Source organism: Salinivibrio sp. MA351, from assembly GCF_001996065.1.
GTDB classification, from domain to species: domain Bacteria; phylum Pseudomonadota; class Gammaproteobacteria; order Enterobacterales; family Vibrionaceae; genus Salinivibrio; species Salinivibrio costicola.
In genome coordinates, this window is record NZ_MUFG01000002.1 from 168,680 (window position 1) to 193,902 (window position 25,223).

Below are 25,223 nucleotides of genomic sequence, written 5' to 3' on the forward strand. Positions count from 1 at the left end.
TCGGCATGCTACGCCAAGAAATTAATACCCTACTCACCCCTATTCATGGTTTTCTGCACTGTCAAACCCCCGACAGTTGGATTGACGCGGCCATTCAGCCTGACAATCAATCGATTCTTTTGCGCGATCACGCAAACTGCGAATTAAAAGCCAGCCAAACCGCGATGTGGCTGATCCGTAAATATGCAGTCGACGCGGCGAGTGGCGAGCAACTGCTGGCATGGGCCAAACCCTATGAAGACTTTGTTTATCGCCGCATTCGCGATGGGATCTTCCACGCGCGCAAAAACGGCCTCAGCGCGCCTTTAACCCCTAAAGCCGGCTTTGCCCACGGCCAAGCCTTGATTGATAAAATGGTCCGGTTAATCAAAGAAGAGTTTCATCATTTTGAGCAAGTGATTGAAATCATGGACGCACGCGGTATTCCTTATCAACCGTTAGAAGCAGGTCGCTACGCCAAAGGATTAATGCGCGCGGCACGCACTCACGAGCCGGCAACCTTGGTCGATAAACTGATTATTGGCGCCTACATTGAAGCACGTTCCTGCGAGCGCTTTGCCAAAGTCGCCCCACACCTCGATGATGAACTACAAAAGTTCTACATCTCGCTACTGCGCTCGGAAGCACGCCATTATCAAGATTACCTGACGCTCGCAGAAACCATCGCCGGCGAAGACATTCGCGACCGTATCCAAACCATCGGCGAGCGCGAAGCAGAGTTGATCCAAGCGCCCGACAGCCAATTCCGCTTTCACAGCGGCGCCCCTGCCTAACTTCTTATGGCAGCTTCTCTTTGTGGGGACAGGCACTTTTATTCAACGTGATTTCCTGCGGGGACAGGCACCTTTACACATGTCTCTACTAAGTTTCCTTTCCAGGGACAGGCACTTTTAGTTTTCGCCGGATACAAACACCTCTTGGTGACTGTCCTGGTAGTTTGCTTTATAGCCCGCTTGTCCCCGTTGTTTACTAATCGGGACAGACGCCTTTAGTAACTAACCAATCTCACAGTTACAGTATTTCTTGTACTGTCACGAAAAACCAGGCCAGAAAAGATGATAACTGTTCATTTATACAGTACATTTTACATACACCCATCTACCAAAAGGGACTGACGATGACCAAAGCTCGCGCATCTTTAGTGAACCTATCAGCCACACCCTATTATCATTGCGTCTCACGCTGCGTGCGCCGCTCTTTCCTGTGTGGCTATGACGCTCAATCGCAAAAAAGCTATGAGCATCGTCGCGCATGGATAGAAACGCGTTTACTTACACTAGCCAAAGCTTTTTGCATCGATATCTGCGCTTACGCCATTATGAGCAATCATTATCACGTTGTCCTACATATCAATGCAAAAGCCGCCCAATCCCTGACAAATATCGACGTAATTGACCGCTGGCTAGCCTTTCACCAGACTCCGGTACTCATCCAACGTTTTCGTCAGGGAGAATCTCTCTCCAAATCGGAGTACAAAGCGTGCTGTCGGATCATTGAGAGCTGGCGCGAGCGTTTGATGTCTGTCAGTTGGTTTATGAAGCTGCTCAATCAATATATTTCAGCGCAAGCGAACCGAGAAGATCAATGCACGGGGCATTTTTGGGAAGGACGCTTTAAAAGTCAGGCCTTGTTGGATGACAAAGCTCTTGCTGCGGCAATGGCCTATGTCGATTTAAACCCCGTGAGAGCAGGTATTACCAAACAGCCCAAGCATTCGAATTACACATCGATAAAAAAGCGCGTTGAATCACTCGAGCAAAATAAAGCGACACCAGCAGGCTTATTCGCCTTTGCAGGAAATCCGAGGAAATCTATGCCCGACGGCATTCCGTTCCGGCTAATGGACTATTTAGCACTTGTTGAATGGACTTGCCACAAAGGACAAGAAAGGGGCTCAAATCAGCGGCCTCCCCTACTCACACGACTGAATATGTCGAGTGAAACCTGGCTGACCACATGCGCTCATTTAGAGTGCGGAAATGTTGTAGGCTCACTGTCGAGTATCCAAGCCGTATTACCGACACTGGGCCTAAAACGCATGACAGGCGTCATGATCCCAAATCGTTGAGGCAAGCACTAAAACACGCATCAATGCGTAAAGGAATCGTCATACTAGCCCGAAGATCTACCCTACCCAATAAGCCAGCACCATTATAAACACGAACAAAATACCTACCGCTTTTAAGAGCGGCTTTAGCCCTTTGGACCCACCTTCTGGGGACTGATTACAACATCCCATATTACCTCCTCATCGTTATTTCCCCAGGATAAACCCTCCAGTTACAGGAAGGTAAAGGCATGTTCGGATTTTAAAGAGGTAAGATTTCATTAGAGATTTTACTAGAGAGATTTGAGATTTTACTAGGACAGGCATCTTAACAACGGCTTGCTGGTTACTAGTGGTGACTATCCCGGATAAAGCGGATAAAGCGGATAAAGCGAAAAGGGGATCTTGTTGGGACAGGCACATTTGCTTGTTGGGACAGGCACATTAGCAATGCTGATAATTGTCCCATATAGCACGCTAGATGGAACAATCGCAGACAAGACATAAAGTGTCAGACGTAATGCGTCTGTCCCAACAAAAGACAGCTAATCAAAAGCGCCTGTCCCTCCAATGCTCCCGCCAATGCTCCCGCCAATGTTACCAATGTTGTCCCGCCAATGTTTTCTAATACGCTGTACTCAGAAATCTGTACTCTGTATCCTAGTACTGACAAACATCTATCAAGGACAACAACGATGTGGTATCTCATTTATTCGCAAGACGTCGAGAACAGCCTACCGCTACGCAAGCAAGCGCGTGACGCACACCTTGAACGCTTACACCAACTGGAAAAAGAAAACCGCTTGATGATTGCCGGGCCAAACCCTGCCGTTGACAGCGACGAGCCAGGCGAAGCTGGGTTTACGGGCTCGACCGTTATTGCCTGGTTTGAGTCACTATCAGCCGCAAAGGCATGGGCCGACAAAGACCCTTATGTAGCCGCTGGCGTTTATGCTGAAGTGACCGTAAAACCGTTCAAAAAAGTGCTTCCGCAGGACCCAGCCTAATGCGATATATAAAAATACTGATGATGGCCTGCCTGGGGCTAGTACTCAGTGCATGTAGCAGCACCCAGCATGACCAAGCCGCAGAAGCCGCAATCCAACGTGCAGACATGATTGCACAGCTACTGCCGATGGATATTGAAGGCTACTCACTGGTTCGAGCACGTGCGCAAGATGCCATCATCGAGCTGACGCTTCTGGATAAGAATGCCAAAAAAGCACCAGGAGAGCTCTTTTCCGGTTTAAAACATCGTTATTGCCAAGATAGCGACATACGCAGTATGTTAGACAGTGGTATCAGCTATACCATTTTGGTTCGCGATACCCGCGGCCGACAAATCCTCAATAACGCTATCAATGCACCCAGCTGTGCTAGCTAATTAAGCACCAAGGCTGCTCCCACTCTACCGGTAAGGCTGGCCACAACTCGCCTTGGCTCGGGGGCAGCACATAGCTGTAGAGCTTGGCTGGCTGATCATCGGCAAAACGACACGTAAATTGCAGCCCATAAGCGTGTAAGTAGCCACGATCGGCAGGCTCGCCGCCATAGTAATCATCACCGATAAGCGGTGAGCCAATACTTTTCATCGCCACGCGAATTTGATGGGTTTTACCCGTGTAAGGCCGACAGAGAAAAAATCGCCGCCCCTCACCGCCTGCAATAGAGATAAAACGCGTCCTCGCAGGGTTATCTTTGCTGGCAAGCAACTTCCAACTGCCTCGCCGACTTTTACCCATATCGCCGAAAATCAATCCCTGTTTCTTACGCGGCTTTTTCGCACTTAATGCCAAATAGAACTTTTCTATCTCGCGTGACGCGAACAATCCTGAGAGGACAGACGCCGCATGAGAGGACGTTGCCAGCAGCAGCAAGCCCGACGTCATCTTATCTAAACGATGTACAAGGTAGACCTTCTCAACCCCAATATACGCCGCGACCACAGGCAACAGTGCCGCTTCATCGGTCTCTTTTTGCACGCTAACGCCATGGTGCTTGTTGATCACCACAAAGTGTTGGTTTTGGTCGACAATTGAAAACATAACGAAGGGATTTACCGGTTGGCCATTGAGGACAGGCATCATAACGGCTTCCCCCTCAGCCCGCTAGAGCAATCATAAAAGTGCCTGTCCCCGGTAGCTAAACCCGCTTCACGCTCTCGCGCACCACCAGCGTTGGCTCGAGCTGCACCGTTTGGCTTTCACTATAAGGGGCATCAAGTTTACTAAGAAGCGTTTCGACCGCTGCTTGACCGAGACGATATTTGGGCTGGTGAATGGTAGTCAGGGAGGGCGAGATAAATTTAGCTAAGTGAATATCATCATATCCAATAATAGAGAGCTCATCGGGTACGCAGATCCCTAGCGCGTTAGCGGCATTGATCGCGCCCATCGCCATCATGTCATTGCCTGCAAAAATAGCGGTGGGTAAGGATCCACACTCAGCAATCGCCTGCAAACCTTGATAGCCGCCTTCACACTCAAAGTCCGCTTCCACCATCCAATGTGGATTTTCAGCAAGTCCAGCATCGCGCAGTGCATCTTTAAAGCCTTGAAAACGCATTTGCGCTTGGTACCTAACAAGAGGCCCACTGATGCAGCCAATCTGGCGGTGACCACAATCAATCAAGTGCTGGGTCGCTAAATAGCCGCCTTGATAGGAATTGTCTTGGATTTTATCGCAGGCAAAATCAATCGGCCCCCAATCCATCACCACCACAGGAATATCCGGATAACGATCAAAGCCTTCAATCCGCTCCCCTTCCATGGTGGAGCACATCAAAATCAAGCCATCGACCCGCTTTTGCAGCAGCGTATCAATCGAGGCACGCATACGTTCAGCATCACCTTCCGTGTTGCACAGAATCAAACTGTAGCCATTGTGGTAACAGCTGCGCTCGACGCCTTTTACCACTTCGCCAAAAAACGGGTTAGTGGAGGTTGTCACCAGCATGCCAAACGTTTTAGTACGATTGACTTTCAAACTGCGCGCCAATGCCGAGGGGGCATAGTAGTTGAGCTCTTTCGCAGCTTGGTTAACCTTCTCAGCAATCGTCTCACTGACATAGCGGGTGTTGTTAATCACATGACTGACCGTCGACGTCGACACGCCCGCCCGTTTGGCTATATCTTTCATGGTCGCCATTTATCGCGCTCCGCTACCAAGGTTGAAATGAAGATTAGGCATCTTGATGGGCTAAAAACGCATCGATATCCACGCGCGAGGGAATCGACGTTTGTGCGCCACGCTGAGTGACGGATAAAGCGGCCGCGGCATGCGCAAACCGAATCGCCTGATCAAGTGTCTGTCCCTCTATCAATCCAGTGACGAGTGCGCCATTAAAGGTATCGCCAGCGGCGGTGGTATCCATAGCATTGACAACAAAACCCGGGATTAATCTCCCTTCTTTTTGCGCTTTGTCACTTAGCCACACGCCCTGTTTACCCATGGTGATCAGCACCGTCTCAATCCCTTTTTGGTGCAGCACATTTGATGCAGCTTGCGCACTCTCGGAATCTGTCACCGCAATGCCAGTCAGGCTTTGTGCTTCTGTTTCATTCGGCGTGATAATGTCGACCGCCGCCAAAAGCGCATCGCTCAAAGAAGCCGCAGGGGCCGGATTCAGCACCACTTGGGTATTTGACGCTTTGGCATGAAAAGCCGCTTTTTCAATCCCGCACATCGGCGTTTCTAACTGCATCAACAAGTAATCGGCTTGGGCTATCGTATCGAGATCGGCGGTAATGGCCTCCGCTGTCAGCGCCGCATTGGCCTCCGCCGATAACGCGATACTGTTCTCACCTTGATCAGTGACTTGAATCATCGCAATCCCGGTCGGCGCATTCGCCTGCACCTTCATCGCACTGACATCCATCCCCTCTTGCGCATAACACTGACGAATCTGCTGGCCAAAGGCATCGTCACCCACACTGGCAATAAAGGCAACATCCGCACCGCAACGCACCGCCGCCACCGCTTGATTTGCGCCTTTGCCACCCGCAATTACCGCATAATCTCGACCGTGTAATGTCTCTCCGGGACGCGGAAAACTGGAGACGCGTAAAACATGATCGGCATTAACACTGCCGAGCACAACTAATGGACTCATTACCCTTCCTTACCGTTCAATCAATCGCGCACCGTCCAACACACTGGGCCAGACGGTGCTTATTATTGTATCTTCCCGTGCGACCCTTATTCAGCGATCGTTTCTTGACTGATCACTTTAAGCGGTACCGGAATATAGCTGTCGACTGACTCGCCTTTCAGCACTTTATCCGCCGTTTCAACACCGAGCTCACCAATCATACCCGGCTGCTGAGCGATAGTCGCTGCCAAGTGGCCACGTTCTACTGCGGCAATGCCATCTTTAGTGCCATCAAAGCCCACAATAGTGACATCTTTGCCTGATGCCTGCACCGCACGCAACGCGCCAAACGCCATTTCATCGTTTTGTGCAAACACCGCCTGCACCTCTGGATACGCAGCAAGCAAGTTCTCCATCACATTCAGACCTTTGGTACGGTCAAAATCCGCTGGCTGACTGGCCAGTAACTCTACATCCGTACCTTCAATCGCATCCATAAAGCCTTCACCCCGCTCACGCGCTGCCGACGTACCGGCAATGCCCTCGAGCTGGATCACTTTGGCACGCTCACCGACTTTGCCGATGATGTATTCCGCCGCCATTTTACTGCCTTGCGCGTTATCAGAGGCAATATGGCTCACCACCTCCCCACGGCTGGCGCCACGGTCTAGCGTAATCACCGGAATGTCAGCGCGATTAGCAATACGAATCGCATTCGAGACTGCATCCGAATCAGTGGGATTAATCAAGATGGCTTTCACACCACGAATGGTTAAATCCTCCACATTCGACAGCTCTTTACTGGCGTCGTTTTGCGAATCGAGCACCAATAACTCATAGCCAAGATCTTCCGCTTTTTGCTCCGCGCCTTCTTTCATGGTGACAAAAAATGGGTTGTTTAAGGTTGAGACCACGATCGCCATTCTATCTTCCGCCTGCGCACTGATGCTAAGCGTTGACGACAAAAGCGCGGTGGTAATCAAAGTAGTCAGTTTTTTCATGCTTTCAGTCCTTTTGTGTTTGTAGGGTATTGTTTTTAATTGCTAATCAAACAGAAATAAAAGTGTCTGTCCCGGTAACTTAAAGTGTCTGTCCCGACAAGCTATCCGACAAGCTATCTGTCCCGACAAGCTAAAGTGCCTGTCCCAACAAGCTCCCAACAAGCTATTTGTTTTTGTTATCCACCAGCACGGCGAGCAAAATCACCACTGCTTTGGCAATCATTTGGTAGTAAGACGACACGTCCAGCAGGTTAAGGGCGTTGTTCAAAAAGCCGATAATCAGCGCACCAATCAGCGTGCCCATGATCTTGCCTTTACCGCCCATGAGGCTGGTGCCACCCAGTACCACCGCCGCAATCGCGTCAAGCTCATAGCCAGTGCCAGCAGTCGGTTGGCCAGAAGACAGACGTGAAGTAACGATGATCCCCGCCAGCGCGGCAAGCATGCCGCAAAGGCTGTAAACACCGATTTTAATCCGATCGACATTGATGCCAGACAGACGCGCCGCTGACTCGTTGCCACCGAGTGCGTAGATATAACGGCCAAAGCGGGTATGATTAAGCAAGTACCAGGCACCGATAAAGACGATGGCCATCAGCCACACGGGCACGGGAATACCCAATAAATAACCGGTCCCAAACCATGCAAAGGCGTCCGCCGTTTCAGTAAAGCCCGCGGAAATAGGGCGACCATCGGTATACACCATGGTCACGCCACGATAGAGCGTCATTGCGACCAAGGTGGCAATAAACGCCTGTACCTTGCCTTTGGCCACCACCACACCAGTCATGGCACCAATTGCCGCGCCTGCAAACAAGGCGGTGGGCACTGCGATCAACACCGTTACTTCGACCGCTATCAGGCTCGCAGCAAAGGCACCGCACAATGCCAGCACCGAGCCGACACTCAAATCGATACCCGCGGTTAAAATCACCAGCGTCATCCCCACCGCGATAATCGCGTTCACCGAGGTTTGGCGCAGGATATTGAGCAGATTATCGACCATGAAAAAGTTGCTGTTTAAAAATGACATCACCACGATCAGCGCCAACAAGGCGATCAGTGATTTTTGCTCAATTAACCAGGCTTTGCTGAACATAGGTTTGCGTCCATCCTCTGACGGCTGGGACTTATTGACTGCATTTGAGCTCATGCTGCATCCTCATTGGCATCTTTGCCTACCGCACAGGCAAGCAGAGTTTCTTGGTTAGCGTCCTTGGCATCAAATTCACCGCACACGCGGCCTTCGTGCATCACTAAGATGCGATCACTCATGCCAAGCACTTCGGGCATTTCTGACGACACCAAGATGATGCTCATGCCCTCGGCTTTAAATTGATTAATTAACTGGTAAATTTCTTTTTTGGCGCCCACATCGACACCACGCGTCGGCTCATCCAAAATCAGCACTTTCGGCTTGGTCATCAGCCCTTTGGCGATCGCCACTTTTTGCTGGTTACCGCCCGACAAGTTGCCAATAATTTGGCCACGATGCGGGGTTTTAATATTAAAAAGGCGAATAAAATCATCCACCGCCATCACTTCATCGCGCGGCTGAATTTTGCCCCAGTGCGTCAGTTTATCGAGCGCGCTGAGTGACATGTTGTCTTTCACCGATAACCCCAGCACCAAGCCCTCGCCTTTGCGATCTTCGGAGATATAAGCAATGCCATTGGCCAGTGCATCTTGCGGGCTAACCGGATTAATCACCTTGCCATCCAGCCGAATCGTGCCTGCCTCGCGCGGCATGGCGCCATAGATAATTTTCATTAACTCCGTACGCCCGGCGCCCATCAGGCCCGATACACCCAGAATTTCACTGCGGTGCAGCTGAAAACTCACCTCTTCCACTCCATGACCCGTGACACTCTCCACCTCAAGGCTTATCCCATCAGGGGCGACGTCGCTTCGCGGGTATTGTTCGGCAAGTTTACGGCCCACCATCATTTCAATCAGGCCGTCTTCATCGGTATCACTGACGGCACATTCACCAATAAACTTGCCGTCGCGTAACACGGTGATCCGATCGCAAATCTCAAAAATTTCTTTTAAACGGTGTGAGATATACACAATGCCGCAGCCCTGCGCACGTAACTCATTGATCACCGCAAACAGCGAAGCCGTCTCGGTGTCAGTCAGCGCATCGGTCGGCTCATCCATAATGATCACCTGCGACTCAAACGACAGTGCTTTAGCAATTTCCACCATCTGCTGCTCGCCCAGGCTAATGCTCCCCAGAGGCGTCGAACCGCGCGCATTGACATTTAACCGCGCCAGCAGCTTATCCGCCTCTTCAACCATTTTGACCCAGTCAATCTTGCCAAAACGATTAGTAAATTCACGACCCAGAAAAATGTTTTTGGCAATGGTCAGCTCTGGGATCAAATTCAGCTCTTGGTGAATAATACTGATCCCCGCTTGCTGCGAATCGCGTGGCCCTTTAAACGAGACAGGTGTGCCTTGGTAATTCACCTCACCGCTATCGGCGTGATAAATCCCGGTTAACACCTTCATCAAGGTGGATTTTCCCGCGCCGTTCTCGCCCAATAACGCCATCACTTGGCCGGGATACACATTCAAGCTTGCCTCATCGAGGGCGCGCACCCCGGGAAAGGTTTTTACGACTTGGCTGAGCTGTAAGATAGGTTGCGTCATCGTGGTTACTCGCTTAGGCCCACCTAAAAGGTGACACCGGCTTGAAAAATCACATTGGCATAAGGCGTACATTCACCGGTGCGAACCACCGCTTGGCTCTGCGCCGTACGTGCTTTAAATGCCTCGTGGCTGATAGTGGTCACCCCTATCGGCTGTTGGCGTGCAGCATTTTCTTGTTCTAATCGCCCAAGCAATGCCTGGTGCAGCGCTGGGCTCACCACTGCGAGCTCTTCCGCAATCACCACAGATTCAATGCAAGCGTGCGTTAACACCGCCTCGACCGTCTGCATAAAGCTCGGCACGCCATCAGTCAGCGCCAAATCAATGCGCGACACCGAGTTCGGTATCGGCAGCCCCGCATCACACACCGTAAACTCATCGGTATGTCCCACTTGCGTAACCAGCTGTGCGAGCTTTGGATGGAGCAAACCATGCTTATTCATTCATCACCTTCTCACTCTCGATTGGATCATTCAGCGCTTACACCCCACTCAACGCGGATACGCCTTCTTTTATCGCGCTTTCTCGCAGAAAACACGCCATCGAAACGTTTCGATATTAAATAAATAATAAACGGCGATATAAAATTCACCATAAGCAAGATACACAGATGTGAAGCAGATCGACTATTGATATCGCAGTCACTAGCAAAGAGAGGGGAAGATCACACTAGGAGGGAGAGATAGAGACTAGAGACTAGAAAGAGCCTAGGGGACGGAATACGGAATACGGAAAAAACGTATAGTGCCTGTCCCCGCTCTTCTGCGTATCCTGTAAGCGAAGCGCTCCTTTTTCAAGATCCCGAATCAAGCCTAGGTCGGACAAGCACCAATGGCACCACCGAAATAAAAACCAGGCGTAGGTCGGACAAGCGCCAGTGCGATGTGAAAATATTAATTCAATGTAAACCGCGCGCCTCCGACATTAAAGCCAAAGTTGGCGCCGGTGTTAAATTTACCACCGATCGTGACAGGTGCTGTAGATAAAGGGCCTAGGCACTGCTTCTCGCTCTTCTCCGTACTCCCTTTTCCAAATCATACGTAGACTAGACAAGCATCAATGGCACCATTGGCGTAGGTCGGAAAAGCGCCAGCACGATGTAAGCCTCGTTCCTCGATATAACTGGCGCGCCTCCGACATTGATGATTAAAATTGGCACTGATCGTGACAGGCGCCCATTGGCATGGTGCATTATTGTTGACATTATGCTGGGGCTTGTGTCACCTACGCCAATGGGATCATAAAGTCTCAATGTAGATAAAGTTCCTAGGGCCTAGGATCCTAGGACCTAGGTACTGCTTCTCGTTCTTCTCCATATTCACGATCCCGAATACCGATGACGGAATACAGAGTACAGAAAAAGCAATAGCCCCAATGCGAGCACGAGGCGGCTCGATCTAGTCTCTCGTCTCTAGAAGCGAAGCGTCTCGGTTCTCTTCCTTCTCCGGCTGATCACTCAAACCCGGTACCGCTTGGCAAAATGTGCACTCTTCATTATCCACCGAGGCACCGCCTGCCTCCACATAACGAATCCGGTGACTGCCTTTGTCCCGATTCGCAGATACGGCAAACCGCCGTTGCTCACGCTCAGGTACCGTCTTTTCTGTGTCATGATCGGCCATGATTTACCTCCTACAAATACCGAGAACCGCTTCGTTAAAATCGAGCGTAGGTCGGAAAAGCGCCAGCACGATGTAAGCCTCGTTCCTCGATATAACGGGCGCGCCTCCGACATTGATGATTAAAATTGGCACTGATCGTGACAGGCGCCCATTGGCATGGTGCATTATTGTTGACATGGTGCCGGGGCTTGTGTCACCTACGCCAATGGCACCACCAAAAGTCCCGATAAATGACTAACTAGCTAATCCAGAAGTCTTTCAGGTGCGTCCATGTCCTCGTGCAGCACACGAACAACGAGTACCTCCGACTCAAGTACTTGATAGAAAACAGCGTGATGCTCGACCTGCAATCTTCGATACCCAGAAAAAACATAGGCGTAGTTCGCGCCGAGTGATGGATGATTAATCAGCGGTTTCATGCCGGTCTCAAGCTGATCTAGATATTTATCTGCCTGATCAGCACCCCATTTTTCGCAGGTATATACCCAAATTCCAATGAGATCGGATTCGGCCTTCGGCGTGACGCTCAACTTAAGCACTAATCAGCCGCCTTCATCCGTTGACGGCCAGTTGCCTTGATAGCCGATACATCGAGTGCCTTAGGTTTCCCGCTTGACTCACCCTCAGCGAGAGCCTGCCTCAGCACGGCAATACGTTCTTGAGCCTGCTGATCTCGACGGATGAGGTAACGGATATACTCACTGTCATTGCCAAACTGACCGCTTTCAATCTGGCTTTTCACCCAACAGTCTTGTTGTTCAGTCAGCGTAATGGTTTTCCGATGCATGCTCATATCTGGCCATCCTAAGATATCACGAGTATGACAATATCATACCATCCGACTGTGCCGAATCAATTACTGCTTCTTATCGACGCGCGTCATGAGACACAAGCACCAAAAATGCCTGTCCCGTTAACTACCAATGGCACCATTGGCGTAGGTCGGCATAAGCGCCTTCTCGATCGCACCAGCTTGGTGTGATTTACGCCGCGCGCCCGTTGCACGGCGCCATCGGACATCAAAGCCAAAGTTGGCGCCGGTGTTAAAATTGGCACTGATCGTGACAGGCGCCCGTTGGCATAACGCATGATTGTTAGCATGGCACCGGAGCTTATTTCACCTATGCCAATGACATCACCGGGCCTAAAGTGCCTGTCCCAACAAAACCCCCAACAAAACCCACAAAAACTAAACCTTTGTTGCGGTGCTGGCGCGGTGTGCCAATTTAAAGGGAATAATTTCAGAGCCTATAAACGGTTGGCCTTCAATGGCTCGTAAAATATGCGACGCTGCCTGGGCGCCGAGGGATTGATAGTCAATTTCAGCGCTTGTCAGGCTAGGAAACGCATGTTCACTCATCGATGAGCCCTCCAAACTGATAATCGCGATATCAGTCGGCACTTTTAACACCCGTCGGTGACACTCAAACAACGCGCCGATCGCTACCTCTTCATGGCTACAGACTAGCGCGTCCAACGTGGCATCGCGAAGCAACAATTTCGCTAGGCCCTCTGCCCCCAATTGTGCCGATGGCGCCTCGTGGGTGGTTAAAAAATGGTCTGGAGTTAAATAGTGCTCAATCATCGCACCCTGCCAGCCTTGCAGTTTGCGCTGTAAGGTCGCATGATTCCCTCGCGCGCCAATAAAGCCAATATTATTAAATCCTTGGCTTAAAAGGTGCGACGTACCAACCTTACCTATCTCGTGGTGATCTGCACCCATGCTGGCATAACCTATCATTGATGGCGATTCAGCAATTTCGAGGACAGGCGCATTGGCCATCGCGAGCAGTTGATGAGTGCGCTGGGTATGTTCACTGCCAAACAGCACCACGGCTGCCGGGCGACTTTCTAAAAAGCTGGCAAGCAAATCCTCTTCTTGCTGGACAGAATAATCACTGTAACCCAGCAACAGTTGATAGCCAGCTTTATTCAGCCGCTGTTGAAAACTAGGCAAAAACAAGCCACAAGCCTTTTCCAGCAGAGAAGGAATAATCAACGCAATGGCATAGCTTTGCGCCGAGGCCAAGGCGCCTGCGGCTTTATTCGGTATATAGCCAAGCTGCTCAACAGCGCGTTGAACCTTATCGCGCAATTTATCAGAGACAGCATCCGGCGTGCGCAACACCCTAGACACTGTCATAGTGCCTACTCCTGCTCGTTTGGCGACATCAGCGAGCGTGACTTTACCCGTGTTACGTCGTTTTCGCGGTTCACTCATCTTATTTATTGATTACTCATCATTTTATTCAACCGTATCCTATCACAGCCATCAGCCAATAATCCTTGCCTAGTATGACCGCTTTATAGCATGGCTCACCGCCAACCAGAAAAAATGATAGCGCTATCACACATTATGATAACGCTATCAGGTAGCGCTATCATTTGTGACCTTTATCTATTTATTACCCGAATTTCAGCGATAGAGTTATCAACAATTCGCCAACAAACCCATTACTCCCACAAAACGGACGGCACCATGTTACGTGAACTCATTACTCCTGACGTTATCCGTATTCATAACGATGCAAACGATTGGCAAGACGCTATCGATAAAGCCTGCGCAGCACTTTTAACTAACGGAGCTATCGAGCCAAGCTATGTCGACGCCATTTATCGCTCGCATCAAGAAATCGGCCCCTACTATGTCATTGGTCCAGGCATTGCCATGCCCCACGCGCGCCCAGAAGATGGTGTGAACCGCTTGGCCCTTGCTATTACCGTGATTCAAAACGGCGTCAATTTTGATAGCGCGGAAAACGACCCGGTCAAGGTGCTGGTTACTCTTGCGGCTACTGACAGCAATAGCCATGTCGAGGCCATTTCTCAACTCGCGAACCTATTTATGAACGAGGCACACATCGCGCAGATCAGCCGCGCAACCACCGCGGATGAGATCTTAGCGATCATCGCCGAGTACTAATCCAAAACCCGATACCAATAAAACGCAAATACCTACACAAAAATAGAAGGTCTGAATTATGAAAATCACAGTTGTATGCGGTCATGGTCTTGGCACCAGCCTAATGATGGAAATGAGCATCAAACAAATCATCAAGGATCTCGGCGTCGAGGCCAGTGTCGATCATATCGATCTAGGCTCAGTGTCTGGGACAGAGGCCGATATCTTTGTTGGAACCAACGACATTGCTCAGCAGTTGCAAGCGATGAGCGTGTCACCGCGCATTGTCGCACTCGACAACATGGTGGATAAAGAGGCAATGAAAACTCGCTTATCTGAAGCCCTACAAGCACTCGGTGCCCTATAAGGAGTCACGTTATGCCCTTTTTTAACTTCCTGATGAAAGACGTGCTCTCTGAGCCTGCGGTATTAGTGGGCTTAATTGCACTGATTGGCTTAATCGCCCAGAAAAAACCGGTGACTGAATGTATCAAAGGCACGGTAAAAACCATTCTTGGTTTTGTGATCCTAGGAGCCGGTGCCTCATTGGTGGTCAGCTCACTCGGTGATTTTGCTACCATTTTCCAGCACGCCTTTGGCATCAGTGGTGTCGTACCAAACAACGAAGCCATTGTGTCCATTGCGCAAGAAGCCTTTGGCAAAGAAATGGCGATGATCATGTTCTTCGGCATGCTGGTGAACATTCTTATCGCACGCCTAACCCCATGGAAATTCATCTTTTTAACCGGCCACCACACCCTCTTTATGTCGATGATGGTAGCAGCGATTCTTTCCACCAGCGGCATGGAAGGGATCCCATTGGTGGCATTAGGCTCTGTGGTTGTCGGTTCGGTAATGGTGTTTTTCCCTGCCATCGCGCATCGATACATGCAACAAGTCACTGGCTCAGATGAAGTCGCCATTGGTCACTTTTCTACCCTTTCTTACGTATTGGCCGGCTTTATTGGCAGCAAATTTGGCAACAAAGCCCATTCCACCGAAGACATGGACGTGCCCAAAAGCCTCTTGTTCTTGCGTGATACCCCAGTCGCCATCTCGTTTACCATGGGCATTATTTTTATGGTGACGTGTCTGTTTGCCGGCGGGGACTTTGTGCGCGAGGTCAGTGACGGTAAACACTGGTTTATGTTTGCATTAATGCAGTCCATCACCTTTGCGGGCGGGGTGTATGTGATTTTGCAAGGGGTAAGAATGGTGATTGCCGAGATTGTGCCAGCGTTTAAAGGCATCTCCGACAAACTGGTGCCTAATGCCAAGCCAGCACTAGACTGTCCCGTAGTCTTCCCCTACGCGCCCAATGCGGTGTTAGTAGGCTTTTTATCCAGCTTTGTCGCCGGGTTAGTGGGTATGTTCTTGCTTTATATCTTAGGGCTCACCGTGATCATCCCAGGTGTTGTACCCCACTTTTTCGTCGGCGCGGCAGCAGGTGTATTCGGTAATGCCACCGGCGGACGACGCGGCGCAATATTAGGGGCGTTTGCGCAAGGCTTACTGATCACCTTCCTACCGGTATTCCTGCTCCCGGTACTCGGCGATCTGGGCTTTGCCAACACCACCTTTAGCGATGCAGATTTCGGCGTCGTCGGCATCCTACTCGGCCTGATTGTGCGCTAAATAAGAATAAGACGAAATAAAAACCAGGCGTAGGTCGGACAAGCGCCAGTGCGATGTGAAAATATTGATTCAATGTAAAACGCGCGCCTCCGACATTAAAGCCAAAGTTGGCGCCGGTGTTAAAATTGGCGCTGATCGTGACAGGTGCTGTAAATAAAGTTCCTAGGGCCTAGGATCCTAGGCCCTGCTTTCCGCTCTTTCCCTAGGTCCTAGGCCCTTTTTACGCTTTCCCGCACATTTAAGATGAAAAATCTGTGATGACATCTGTATTTATTTTACTTCTCGTCTCTTAGCTATTAGAGTTTATAGGTGTCTGCGTTTGCAGACGTTTTTGTATTAATGCAAAAATCATGGAGAGACGAATGAAAAAAATTGCAACGGGTCTGATTGCTATGCTGTTCGCAGCAAGCACAATGGCCGCAACAGAAGCCGCGCCGGGAGCTGGCGCAAGTGGTGGTGGCGCTGGTGCTGGCGCGGGTGCCGGTACAAGTGCTAGCGCGGGTGCTGCTGGCGCAGGGGCTGGAGCCGGTGCGGGCGCTGCTGGAGCAGGTGCCGCTGGCGCTGCAGCCGGTGGTATTGGCGCTGGTGCAGTTGCTGCTGGTGTCGCTGCTGCTGCGGCCATTGGCGTGGCGGTTGCTGCTGCTAACAATGACGATAACAACACGTCAACCTCTGCTAGCGCTAACGCAAATAACTAAAGGCAATAGCCATTCAAGTAGCTACAAAGCCGGCTTTGTAGCTACTTTTTAATCAATGTAGCCCGTCAACCAATAACCTATGAATAAGCCCTTCTTTTCCACTTTAGCTATTTTTATCGCGCTCACAATAACTGGGTGCACGCAGCGCATACAAGATCTCAGTGACTCGTTCAAGTTCGCTTATCAAGGCTTTCCCGATGCGCAAAAAAGCTGGGACGAGATCAACGCACTGCCCTATGCCAGCCTCTATGCACAACTCGATAACGGGCCACGAGGTTTTATGGTCCTGGCCTTTGTTGAGCCCAGCCAACATCCGAGCCCAAATTTAAAATGGTTATCCGGCGAGAATGAAATGCTGGTGACGCGTAACGGTCGGCTGGTGAAAACGGTGAACTTAGCCGATGGTAACCTAACAGCGACGCACACTGACACTCCCGATCCGTTAAGTGTTGGCCTTAACACCCTTTCCATGCCGCACACATGGTCGCGCACCATTGACTGGCAACCAGGCAACCACAGTGACTACCGAGCCGATTCCACCTTTAAGCGCCGCAAGCTACAAAATATTTCCGTGAATGGCACACCCGTGGCAACAACGCACTATACCGAATGTGTCACCCTTCCGGCACTCGATACTCAATATACTAACGACTATTGGATCGCTAACGACACGGGCAAAATCATCAAATCCTATCAACATCTCGCTCCGGGGCTACCGGCGGTAACACTGACGCATTTAAAGCCATATCAAGGGGGCGCAGATGATTAATTATCAGGTGATTAAACGTGGATTATGTGCCGCCGCCTTGCTAATCGTTATCCCAGCCAAGGCCAATGTGCTCACTGCCAATCAAGATATTGCGCTGTCGTTTACGCAGCCACCGCGCCTGGCTGAGGCGGTACTAACCATCACACAGGCTCAACAACGCTCACTTGATGATGTCTATTGGCCCGCCGCCGGGCTTTATAAGCAAGACAGTGAAAAAGCCAAGCAAATTGCCGATTTGCAACCGGTTCGTCATCAAATCGCCGTTAATACCGGCACAGTAAAAAAACAGTGGCAAACTCTGTATCACGCACTCAACAACATGGCGGTTGGCGAGCGTATACCCGGCACGGTTGACCCCGACATCACCCGCATCACCCCCAATACCAATCCGGTGTTAAAAGGGAATTGGCACGTGCAACTGCCTAAACGACCAACAAACGTAACAGTGCTCGGCGCGGTGGATAAACCTGGTGACTATCCTTGGGGCGAGCGATACGCCGCCAGTGATTACATCCAGCAAGCCAAGGTAGACACCTTAGGCATCTCTCACGTGTGGGTGATCAGCGCCACCGGTGAGCGCGCCCAATATCCAATTGCTTATTGGAATCACCAGCATCGCGATATTCTGCCAGGCTCGGTGATTTATATCCCCTTGCCCAGCAAAACTATTAAAGGCCAAGCGATCGCGCCTAACCAGCATGTCCTGGCATATTTACAAAACAGGTTAATCCCATAATGATGTCTCTTTCTTCTGCATCCGGACGCCTTCTACTGTCTGCGGTGGCATTAGCCGTTAGCCATGCCGTGTCAGCCGACAGCTTCGATTATCCCGAGCTTGTCCATTCACAAACCGATTTTGGTGGCGTGGGCCTGATGCAAATGCCCACCGCGCGCACGGCTCCCGACGGGGAATTTACCCTAGGCAGCACCTACAACGAAGACTATGTGCATTTTAATACCTCGCTCCAGTTGTTTCCTTGGCTAGAAACCACGGTCCGCTATACCCAGGTGCATGACTTACTCTATAGTAACGACCCGGACTTTAGCGGCGATACTAAATACACCGACAAAAGCATTGATGCCAAGTTACGCCTGTGGCAAGAAAGCTACTGGTTACCCGAGCTCGCCGTTGGTGTGCGCGATATCGGCGGCACCGGGTTATTTGATGGCGAATACCTAGTCGGCTCCAAACGCGCCGGCCCGTTTGATTTCTCACTCGGCGTTGGCTGGGGTTATATGGGTAATCGCGCCGACCTCACCGGCGATAAAAACCAATCGGTGGATTGTGGCCGTGACACCACCTACTCCGGCAAAGGCGGCAGTGTTGACGTCAACCGCATGTTTACCGGCTGCACCGCGTTATTTGGTGGGGTGGAATACCAAACCCCCTATGCGCCGCTAAGCCTAAAGCTTGAATACGACGGTAACGATTACAAAGCCGATTTTATTAGCACCAAAACCGGCATTCCCATGGAGGTAAACAGCCCTTGGAATGTGGGAGCAGTATACCGTTTTGGTGATTGGGGGAGCGCGCGGTTAGCCTACGAGCGCGGCGCGGTGATCACGGCGGGATTAAGCCTGCATACCAACTTTAATCAAGTCAGTCCCTTTTGGCTTGACGATAAAGCACCAAGTTATCGTCCAACCGCCAAACAAGCAGATTTAAGCGACGACCAATGGCAAGCCTTGAGCCACCAACTTGCCAGTGTAGCTGGGTATCAAGATAACCACGTGCAATTTGATGGTGATACCGTCACAGTGGCAGGCACTCAAAGCAAATACCGCAACCAAGATACCGCCCAAACACGCGCATCCACCCTGATTGCCAATACAGGCATTGATGCCAAACAATACCGGATTATTGACCAAGCTGAACGTCAGCCCATCACTGAAACCGTGATTGATGCCAACACCTATGCCGCCGTCGCCACCAACAGCTATGTGGGCGCAAACCCTGACGATGCACGTACGCACCAGCAGCCGCAACCCATATCGGGCACCGAAAAAGCCAACCGGCGCGATAATGTTGATGCCGGCCTCGCTCCAGTGTTTGTGCAATCGTTTGGCGGCTCAGAAGATTTTTACATGTACTCACTGGGCGTGACTGGCAACGTCGCCGCCCGATTAGGCGATCACTTTATTGCCTCGTCTAGCGTGTATGTCAACATTGCCGATACCTACGACAAATTTAAGTACACAGTGCCTCCTGATGGCACCGATCTTAAGCGTGTTCGTACGCTCAATCGACAGTACTTAGAAGACACAGTGCGAGTTACCAATGTGCAACTGACCTACTTAGATCATTGGGGTGATAACTGGTATACCCAAACCTATGGCGGCTACTTAGAAACCATGTTTGCCGGTGTGGGCGGCGAAGTGCTTTACCGCCCCATGGATAGCCAGTTTGCGATTGGGCTTGATGCCAATTACGTCAAGCAACGCGAGCCTGGCTCGGCGTTTGGGCTATTTAAAGACGAATACCAACCTGCAGAAAATGGCAACCGAAAATTCCGCGTGCAAACCGGCACCACTACTGGCCACGCTACCCTTTACTGGCAAAACCCGCTCGGTTTGTTTGATGGGACATTAGCCAAAATTAGCGCCGGTCGCTATTTAACAGAAGATGTCGGCGTGACAGTGGATATCGCCAAGCAGTTTGACAGTGGGATCACCGTGGGCGCGTACGCCAGCAAAACCGATTTATCGGCGGAAGAATTTGGCGAAGGCAGCTTTACCAAGGGCTTTTATGTCTCGATACCGTTTGATTTGCTCTCGGTTAAACCGACCACCTCGCGTGGCGGGCTCTCTTGGCAGCCACTGCAGCGCGATGGCGGGCAAAAACTTAACCGCAAATACTCGCTTTATGAGTTAACGGACGACCGTGCCCCTTGGTTTACGCGCCCGGCAGATAGCCACTAGACTACAACTTGGCATATACTAAACAACTGAGCCGTCATCCCAAAAGGATTATCCTGTGATTGTTTCATTCGCCGACTTGGCCTTATTACTTTTTTTCTCGACTGCTTCTCTGTTTTTGCTGCGAAAAGCGGCTAAACGTGTTGGATTGGTCGACAAGCCGGATCATCGCAAACAGCACGCTGGTACCGTACCACTTGTCGGCGGTATCGCGATCTGCCTTTCTCTGGTGTATTTTTTAATCAACAACCCTTCTATTATTCCGCATAGTGGTTTGTATGCCAGCTGTATGCTGATTTTAGTGGCAATTGGCGTATTGGATGACAAGTTCGATATCGATTTTAAGCTGCGTTTTAGTGTACAAGGCGCGCTTGCTATTGCAATGATTGTTCTTGGTAACATTGAGCTTAGCCGCCTAGGCGACATTTTTGCCACAGGGCGTATCCAACTCGACAGCCTTGGCTATGTGTTAACGGTTTTCGCAGTCATTGGCGCAATTAACGCCTTTAACATGGTAGATGGCATTGATGGGCTATTAGGAGGATTGGCGACAGTCACCTTTGCCAGTTTGGGGGCATTGCTTTACCTTAATGGCCACTTCTCTATGGCCTACCTTTGCCTAGTACTCACTGTGATTATCTTGCCCTATTTAATGTTTAACCTTGGATTACTCGGCCGAGAGCGCAAAGTATTTATGGGCGATGCGGGCAGCATGCTGATCGGCTTCACGGTAGTGTGGTTTTTATTGTTGGCCAGCCAACATCCAACCAATGCGGCTATAAGACCAGTCACAGGGCTATGGCTGATTGCGCTACCACTGATGGACATGACAGCCATTATGTTTCGGCGCGTTAAACGTGGCGACTCGCCGTTTAAGCCCGATCGCGAACACTTACACCATATTTTTCAGCGAGTGGGGTTATCATCACGCCAAACCCTGGCAGCCATTTGTTTACTGGCCAGCAGCTTAGCCGGCATTGGCATTGTAGGCGAGCTACTCCAGATCCATGAAACCATCATGTTTGTGGGCTTTCTCACGTGCTTTGGTGGTTACTGCCTAATGCTACGCTACATCTGGCGCATTACCTCTTTTTTTAGAGCAAAGCTGGGAAAGAACCGGTTTGAAGAGGGGGAAGGCGTTCTAGGGGCTAGAGACTAGAAACTAGAGACTAGAGACTAGAATTAGCAAACAAAAAATAGCAAGAATGAGCAATCTAGGTATAATGCGCGAGCATTTATTACCCATACGTATGCGTTTACATACTGAGAATCGACAGAGGGAAAAGCATTGTTACTCATGTCTCGCCAAACACTCGTTAGTAGCCTATGTTTTGCTTATTTTGCCACGCTACTTATCACACCAGACGCCTACAAATATATCGCTGTTGGGTTGGCGCTGGTTGCGCTAATCTTACTCCCCGGCACATGGAAGGCGCTAAAAAGCCGCCCCGCCCTGTTAATAGCCGGTGCATTTCTGCTTTATGTCATCGTCACTGTCGTCTTCGCCATACCTGGGGCGGATTACGAACAAATGGATATGCCGAGTCGCCTGCTATTAGCGATCATGGTCTTTGCCCTGCTGCTCACTACCCCGCCCTCGCTTAAAGCGGTGTTGTATGGCTGTGTCATTAGTGCGTCTGCTGTCGGGCTAATTGCGCTTTATCAACACTACATGCTCGATATTCGTGCACTGGCATCGGGCGGGTTCATGCCCATTCAAGTGGCCGGCATGGCTGCTAGCCTCAGTATTTTCAGTATTTTTGCCTATATTTATAGTTGCCAACACGCACTGCCAACATTAAAGAAACTGGCATTTTTGGGGATCACCTTAGGGTTTATTGCCACATTATTGAGCGGGGGACGTGGCTCGTGGGTTATCACTCCCTTTGTGGCATTATGGGCCGTAATATATTACCGAAAAGTGTTTAGTCCAAAAGACTATGTCGCGATGGGTGCCAGTATCGTATTGATTATTGCCACTGCACTGGTGCCCGCGTTAAACAGAGCGGGGCTCGTATTCTCAGACTTAAACCAATACCAACAAGCCACCAAAACCATTGCGCCGACGCAAAGCACCGAGAACACACCAAGCGCCACTCCCCCCGACGCTACATCAGAAGAGGAGCAGGCGGCAAATACACCAACCGTTAGAAGCTCCTCAGGGATACGAGTGGAATTATGGAAAACCGCCCTGCACCTATTTGCTGATAATCCAATCGCGGGAACCGGTTACACCCACTACACGCAACACAAGCAGCAGGTGGTTGATCAAGGATATGTCGACCCGGTAGTGATGCACTTTAGTCGCGCACATAACCAGTTGTTAGAAGAGCTGCAAGTGAAGGGATTAATTGGCGGCATAACGCTCCTTTGCTTGCTTATCGCACCTTGGCTCGCGACGAAAAAAGTACACGTACCCGCGCGCCCAGCCAACCAACTCGCCGCGGTGATGCTGCGTTGTCACGTGGTCCTGATAGCCGGTTACATGCTGACACAGCACTATATTAACCACCATTCAGGTATTTTGTTCTTTTCGCTCGGGGTGGTGATATTTGCCAGTATGGCGTTGCGGGGAGAGGCTAGAGGCTAGAGGCTAGAGGCTAGAGGCTATTTTATAAGCCGCTTTGAGATTTTCCTAGTCTCCAGTTTCTAGAAGCGAAGCGTCTAGTCTCTTCTCCATATTCAAGACCCCGAATACCGATGACGGAATACAGAGTACATAAAAAGCAATAGCCCCAATGCAAGATACAAGCACTGGAAGATTCTAACTACTCAACCAACAATGACGTTTCAACCACTATGACCAACATCGTCGCAATCACCGCTTGTCCGACTGGTATCGCCCACACTTACATGGCGGCTGAGCAGCTTGAGAAAGCCGCCAAAAGTCTTGGTATTCAGATAAAGGTGGAAACCCAAGGGGCGATGGGGATTGAAAATGCCTTATCACTCGATGAGATCATGAAAGCAGAGTGCGTGGTTATTGTCTCTGATATCGAGCTAGAAAAAGCAGAAAGGTTGAGTCACTCAACCATTGTTCGCCTTGCCATGGAAGACGTTCTCACGGATGCGAAAGCGGCGCTACAAACGCAACTTTCGCTATGACGGGCGCATTTGTTTGCTTTTCGGCGCCGCTGCAAGGTTTAGTCAGCTGGCAAATGAGCGAGTTGGCAAGGCTATGCTCGCTGTTTAGTGGAAAAAGCACCTTTGTGAATGTCAGCAAAGACTGCACAGCAGCGACCACCGACACTTTATCCATGCTTGCCACGGGCACCCAGCCCAATGATATTTGCCTGCTTCTGATTGAGGGAGCAGATGCCGAGCTAATGTGCTTAGTGCTCGCTGAGTACGTCAGTAAGCACTGGCATTTACTCAGCACCTCTGCCTTTACTGCTGCCGCAAACAATCCGTTAGACACGCCATCGCGCTTCGCGCATCCAAATCTGCGCGTTGAAGGATTACATACCCAAGCGACACAGTGTGAATCGCTGTTTAGGGAGATCGTTGAACGCGTCGCGGAAAAAGACACATCAATGCAAGCTCATGCTGCTTTTATGGCGCGAGAAGCACATTCATCCACTTACCTTGGCGATCAGGTTGCACTCCCCCATATTATTGATAGCAGCGTCCCTCATCCCGCCATCATAGTCACTCGCTGTCAGCCAGCGATGACCTGGTTGAATCAAGAATCGGTTTCACTGTGTATTGCGATCGCGATCCCCTGCGACATCGAGCGTACGACACTACGCGCCATCAGCCGCCTGTCTCGCCGTTTGTCTTCATCCGCATTTCGGCGCTGGCTAACACACTGTGATGACATTCCTACCCAAATTGCGATGCTAGATGCCGCGTTAGATCAGGATTGATGGCTGAGCCGTCGATATTCAGAAGGGGGTCTTGCCCGTTCTCGCTTTAAACACGCGGCAGAAATAGTTCACATCATTAAACCCGCAACGACAGGCAATATCGACTAATCGGAACTCATAACGCATCAACATAAATTTGGCTCGGTCAATGCGCACCCACACAATGTAATCTGCCAGTGTCATATGGCCATATTGTTTAAATAAACGTGACAGGTGGCTCGGGCTGATGTGGAAATGCGCGGCAATATCCGCACGCGAAAGGGCTTGCTGGTAATGCTCTTGAATGTAAATACAGATCCCCTGGTAGAGATCTTCCCCGCGAGAGTGGGCATTGAATATCGGTTTATCAACTAATTGATGGGTGTAGGCTAACAACGCCTTAATCAAATACCCATCGGTTAGGTGCTTGTTTGGCTCTTTAGCAAGCGCGTTTAACGCTTCAAGAATGTTATCCACCGCAAAGCCTGCACGCATCGGCACGGAGAACTTCTGCACACCGTAAAATCCGGCTACGTTGGCGCGTTTATTCACAAGGCTAAACCCCAACTGCCGACGACCATACAGCAAACTCAGCACCGAGCATGAATGTTGCCAATCGGGTTTGTTCCAGCAGTTTGGCGCGATATAAAGCGCCTCGCCACCGACCAACGTGTGTGTTTTTACACCCTCAGGCGTCGAGACAATATTGGTATATTGACCAGACACCACAATTTCTAGGCGTGGAAAGTTAACTTGATAGCTAAAAGGCTCAGGCACTTGCCAATCATTGGCAAAGATCACCCGACCAAACTGCTCGTCAGGTGATTTCAGTAGTTCAAGCAAATGAGAAAAGCTGGTAGGTGTCGAGGCTTTCATTATCATCCCTATCCGATCGTTTTCGGGCTCGCTGTCCAAAACGGTAAATGACCGCAAACGGCGTCAGTACGACGCATCAGCAACACCGCCATTATACTCATACGATCTGCGATTGCCGCTAATGAGCGAGATCACATTAAAAATGGTTGGGCACAATCATCCAGTAA

At 50.4% G+C, this 25,223-nt stretch carries 28 protein-coding genes; 16 read left to right on the plus strand and 12 right to left on the minus strand.

Annotated features, from left to right (window positions below; translation table 11 throughout):
* Positions 1-5 precede the first annotated feature (5 nt).
* From miaE to gspS2, 4 genes are all read left to right on the plus strand, one after another.
* Positions 6-773, plus strand: coding sequence for a tRNA isopentenyl-2-thiomethyl-A-37 hydroxylase MiaE (miaE, locus tag BZG78_RS02200; protein WP_077461204.1), 768 nt, complete (start codon positions 6-8; stop codon positions 771-773).
* 344 nt (positions 774-1,117) lie between these two features.
* Positions 1,118-2,068, plus strand: coding sequence for a transposase (locus BZG78_RS02205; protein WP_077660255.1), 951 nt, complete (start codon positions 1,118-1,120; stop codon positions 2,066-2,068).
* 674 nt (positions 2,069-2,742) lie between these two features.
* Entirely contained in the window at positions 2,743-3,054 is a 312-nt protein-coding gene (locus tag BZG78_RS02210) for a YciI family protein (RefSeq protein ID WP_077461202.1), read from the plus strand.
* On the plus strand, positions 3,054-3,431 hold the full coding sequence (gene gspS2, locus BZG78_RS02215; RefSeq protein ID WP_077660256.1) for a type II secretion system pilot lipoprotein GspS-beta: 378 nt from the start codon (positions 3,054-3,056) through the stop codon (positions 3,429-3,431). Before BZG78_RS02210 ends, gspS2 begins: the two co-directional genes overlap by 1 nt.
* On the opposite strand, the gene BZG78_RS02220 is transcribed toward gspS2, so the two are convergent.
* The 10 genes from BZG78_RS02220 to BZG78_RS02265 form a co-directional block, all read right to left on the minus strand.
* On the minus strand, positions 3,424-4,092 hold the full coding sequence (locus tag BZG78_RS02220; RefSeq protein ID WP_077660299.1) for a TIGR01621 family pseudouridine synthase: 669 nt from the start codon (positions 4,090-4,092) through the stop codon (positions 3,424-3,426). The two genes, gspS2 and BZG78_RS02220, sit on opposite strands and share 8 nt — an antisense overlap.
* 97 nt (positions 4,093-4,189) lie before the next feature.
* A complete protein-coding gene (locus tag BZG78_RS02225) occupies positions 4,190-5,194 on the minus strand; it encodes a substrate-binding domain-containing protein (RefSeq protein ID WP_077660257.1) in 1,005 nt (334 codons plus the stop codon).
* Positions 5,195-5,228: 34 nt separating this feature from the next.
* Entirely contained in the window at positions 5,229-6,158 is a 930-nt protein-coding gene (gene rbsK / locus BZG78_RS02230; RefSeq protein ID WP_077660258.1) for a ribokinase, read from the minus strand.
* An 86-nt stretch (positions 6,159-6,244) separates the two neighbouring features.
* Positions 6,245-7,138 carry a ribose ABC transporter substrate-binding protein RbsB gene (rbsB, locus tag BZG78_RS02235; protein ID WP_077660259.1) on the minus strand — a complete coding sequence of 298 codons (894 nt, stop codon included), beginning with the start codon at positions 7,136-7,138 and terminating at the stop codon, positions 6,245-6,247.
* A 163-nt stretch (positions 7,139-7,301) separates the two neighbouring features.
* Positions 7,302-8,291 (minus strand): ribose ABC transporter permease, encoded by a 990-nt coding sequence (rbsC, locus tag BZG78_RS02240; RefSeq protein ID WP_077660260.1) that lies wholly within the window; start codon positions 8,289-8,291, stop codon positions 7,302-7,304.
* Positions 8,288-9,793, minus strand: a complete 1,506-nt coding sequence (gene rbsA, locus BZG78_RS02245) for a ribose ABC transporter ATP-binding protein RbsA (protein WP_077660261.1) — start codon at positions 9,791-9,793, stop codon at positions 8,288-8,290. Before rbsA ends, rbsC begins: the two co-directional genes overlap by 4 nt.
* A 23-nt stretch (positions 9,794-9,816) precedes the next feature.
* Positions 9,817-10,236 carry a D-ribose pyranase gene (gene rbsD, locus BZG78_RS02250; RefSeq protein WP_077660262.1) on the minus strand — a complete coding sequence of 140 codons (420 nt, stop codon included), beginning with the start codon at positions 10,234-10,236 and terminating at the stop codon, positions 9,817-9,819.
* 954 nt (positions 10,237-11,190) lie between these two features.
* Positions 11,191-11,415 (minus strand): hypothetical protein, encoded by a 225-nt coding sequence (locus BZG78_RS02255; RefSeq protein ID WP_077660263.1) that lies wholly within the window; start codon positions 11,413-11,415, stop codon positions 11,191-11,193.
* A 242-nt stretch (positions 11,416-11,657) separates the two neighbouring features.
* Positions 11,658-11,954: a type II toxin-antitoxin system RelE/ParE family toxin gene (locus BZG78_RS02260; protein ID WP_077660264.1), complete on the minus strand. Its 297-nt coding sequence runs from the start codon at positions 11,952-11,954 to the stop codon at positions 11,658-11,660.
* Positions 11,954-12,208, minus strand: a complete 255-nt coding sequence (locus BZG78_RS02265) for a type II toxin-antitoxin system ParD family antitoxin (protein ID WP_077651224.1) — start codon at positions 12,206-12,208, stop codon at positions 11,954-11,956. The genes BZG78_RS02260 and BZG78_RS02265 overlap by 1 nt, the downstream gene beginning before the upstream one ends.
* Positions 12,209-12,235: 27 nt before the next feature.
* On the opposite strand from BZG78_RS02265, the gene BZG78_RS15380 reads away from it, so the two are divergent.
* Positions 12,236-12,397, plus strand: a complete 162-nt coding sequence (locus tag BZG78_RS15380) for a hypothetical protein (protein WP_158011777.1) — start codon at positions 12,236-12,238, stop codon at positions 12,395-12,397.
* A 207-nt stretch (positions 12,398-12,604) separates the two neighbouring features.
* On the opposite strand, the gene BZG78_RS02270 is transcribed toward BZG78_RS15380, so the two are convergent.
* Entirely contained in the window at positions 12,605-13,636 is a 1,032-nt protein-coding gene (locus BZG78_RS02270; protein ID WP_077660265.1) for a LacI family DNA-binding transcriptional regulator, read from the minus strand.
* 258 nt (positions 13,637-13,894) lie between these two features.
* On the opposite strand from BZG78_RS02270, the gene BZG78_RS02275 reads away from it, so the two are divergent.
* The 11 genes from BZG78_RS02275 to BZG78_RS02325 all read left to right on the plus strand — a co-directional run bounded on the left by BZG78_RS02275 (position 13,895) and on the right by BZG78_RS02325 (position 24,201).
* Positions 13,895-14,338 carry a PTS sugar transporter subunit IIA gene (locus BZG78_RS02275; protein WP_077660300.1) on the plus strand — a complete coding sequence of 148 codons (444 nt, stop codon included), beginning with the start codon at positions 13,895-13,897 and terminating at the stop codon, positions 14,336-14,338.
* A 58-nt stretch (positions 14,339-14,396) separates the two neighbouring features.
* Complete coding sequence (locus BZG78_RS02280; RefSeq protein ID WP_077660266.1) at positions 14,397-14,684, plus strand: PTS sugar transporter subunit IIB; 288 nt, start codon at positions 14,397-14,399, stop codon at positions 14,682-14,684.
* Positions 14,685-14,695: 11 nt separating this feature from the next.
* Entirely contained in the window at positions 14,696-15,952 is a 1,257-nt protein-coding gene (locus tag BZG78_RS02285; RefSeq protein WP_077660267.1) for a PTS ascorbate transporter subunit IIC, read from the plus strand.
* Between the two features lie 362 nt (positions 15,953-16,314).
* Positions 16,315-16,650: a hypothetical protein gene (locus tag BZG78_RS15465; protein WP_162274006.1), complete on the plus strand. Its 336-nt coding sequence runs from the start codon at positions 16,315-16,317 to the stop codon at positions 16,648-16,650.
* Positions 16,651-16,729: 79 nt separating this feature from the next.
* Positions 16,730-17,419 (plus strand): YjbF family lipoprotein, encoded by a 690-nt coding sequence (locus BZG78_RS02295; RefSeq protein WP_077660269.1) that lies wholly within the window; start codon positions 16,730-16,732, stop codon positions 17,417-17,419.
* Positions 17,412-18,155, plus strand: a complete 744-nt coding sequence (locus tag BZG78_RS02300; protein WP_077660270.1) for a capsule biosynthesis GfcC family protein — start codon at positions 17,412-17,414, stop codon at positions 18,153-18,155. Before BZG78_RS02295 ends, BZG78_RS02300 begins: the two co-directional genes overlap by 8 nt.
* Positions 18,155-20,338 carry a YjbH domain-containing protein gene (locus BZG78_RS02305; RefSeq protein WP_077660271.1) on the plus strand — a complete coding sequence of 728 codons (2,184 nt, stop codon included), beginning with the start codon at positions 18,155-18,157 and terminating at the stop codon, positions 20,336-20,338. The genes BZG78_RS02300 and BZG78_RS02305 overlap by 1 nt, the downstream gene beginning before the upstream one ends.
* A gap of 55 nt (positions 20,339-20,393) precedes the next feature.
* The gene (gene wecA, locus BZG78_RS02310) at positions 20,394-21,494 is read left to right on the plus strand and encodes a UDP-N-acetylglucosamine--undecaprenyl-phosphate N-acetylglucosaminephosphotransferase (RefSeq protein ID WP_077660272.1); all 1,101 of its coding nucleotides are present in this window, start codon (positions 20,394-20,396) and stop codon (positions 21,492-21,494) included.
* A gap of 138 nt (positions 21,495-21,632) precedes the next feature.
* On the plus strand, positions 21,633-22,925 hold the full coding sequence (locus BZG78_RS02315) for an O-antigen ligase family protein (RefSeq protein ID WP_077660273.1): 1,293 nt from the start codon (positions 21,633-21,635) through the stop codon (positions 22,923-22,925).
* A gap of 209 nt (positions 22,926-23,134) precedes the next feature.
* Positions 23,135-23,440 (plus strand): PTS fructose transporter subunit IIB, encoded by a 306-nt coding sequence (locus BZG78_RS02320; protein WP_077660274.1) that lies wholly within the window; start codon positions 23,135-23,137, stop codon positions 23,438-23,440.
* The gene (locus tag BZG78_RS02325) at positions 23,437-24,201 is read left to right on the plus strand and encodes a PTS sugar transporter subunit IIA (RefSeq protein ID WP_077660275.1); all 765 of its coding nucleotides are present in this window, start codon (positions 23,437-23,439) and stop codon (positions 24,199-24,201) included. The genes BZG78_RS02320 and BZG78_RS02325 overlap by 4 nt, the downstream gene beginning before the upstream one ends.
* An 18-nt stretch (positions 24,202-24,219) precedes the next feature.
* Here BZG78_RS02325 and BZG78_RS02330 read toward each other — a convergent pair whose 3' ends face one another.
* A complete protein-coding gene (locus BZG78_RS02330) occupies positions 24,220-25,056 on the minus strand; it encodes an AraC family transcriptional regulator (protein WP_108743341.1) in 837 nt (278 codons plus the stop codon).
* Positions 25,057-25,223 lie beyond the last annotated feature (167 nt).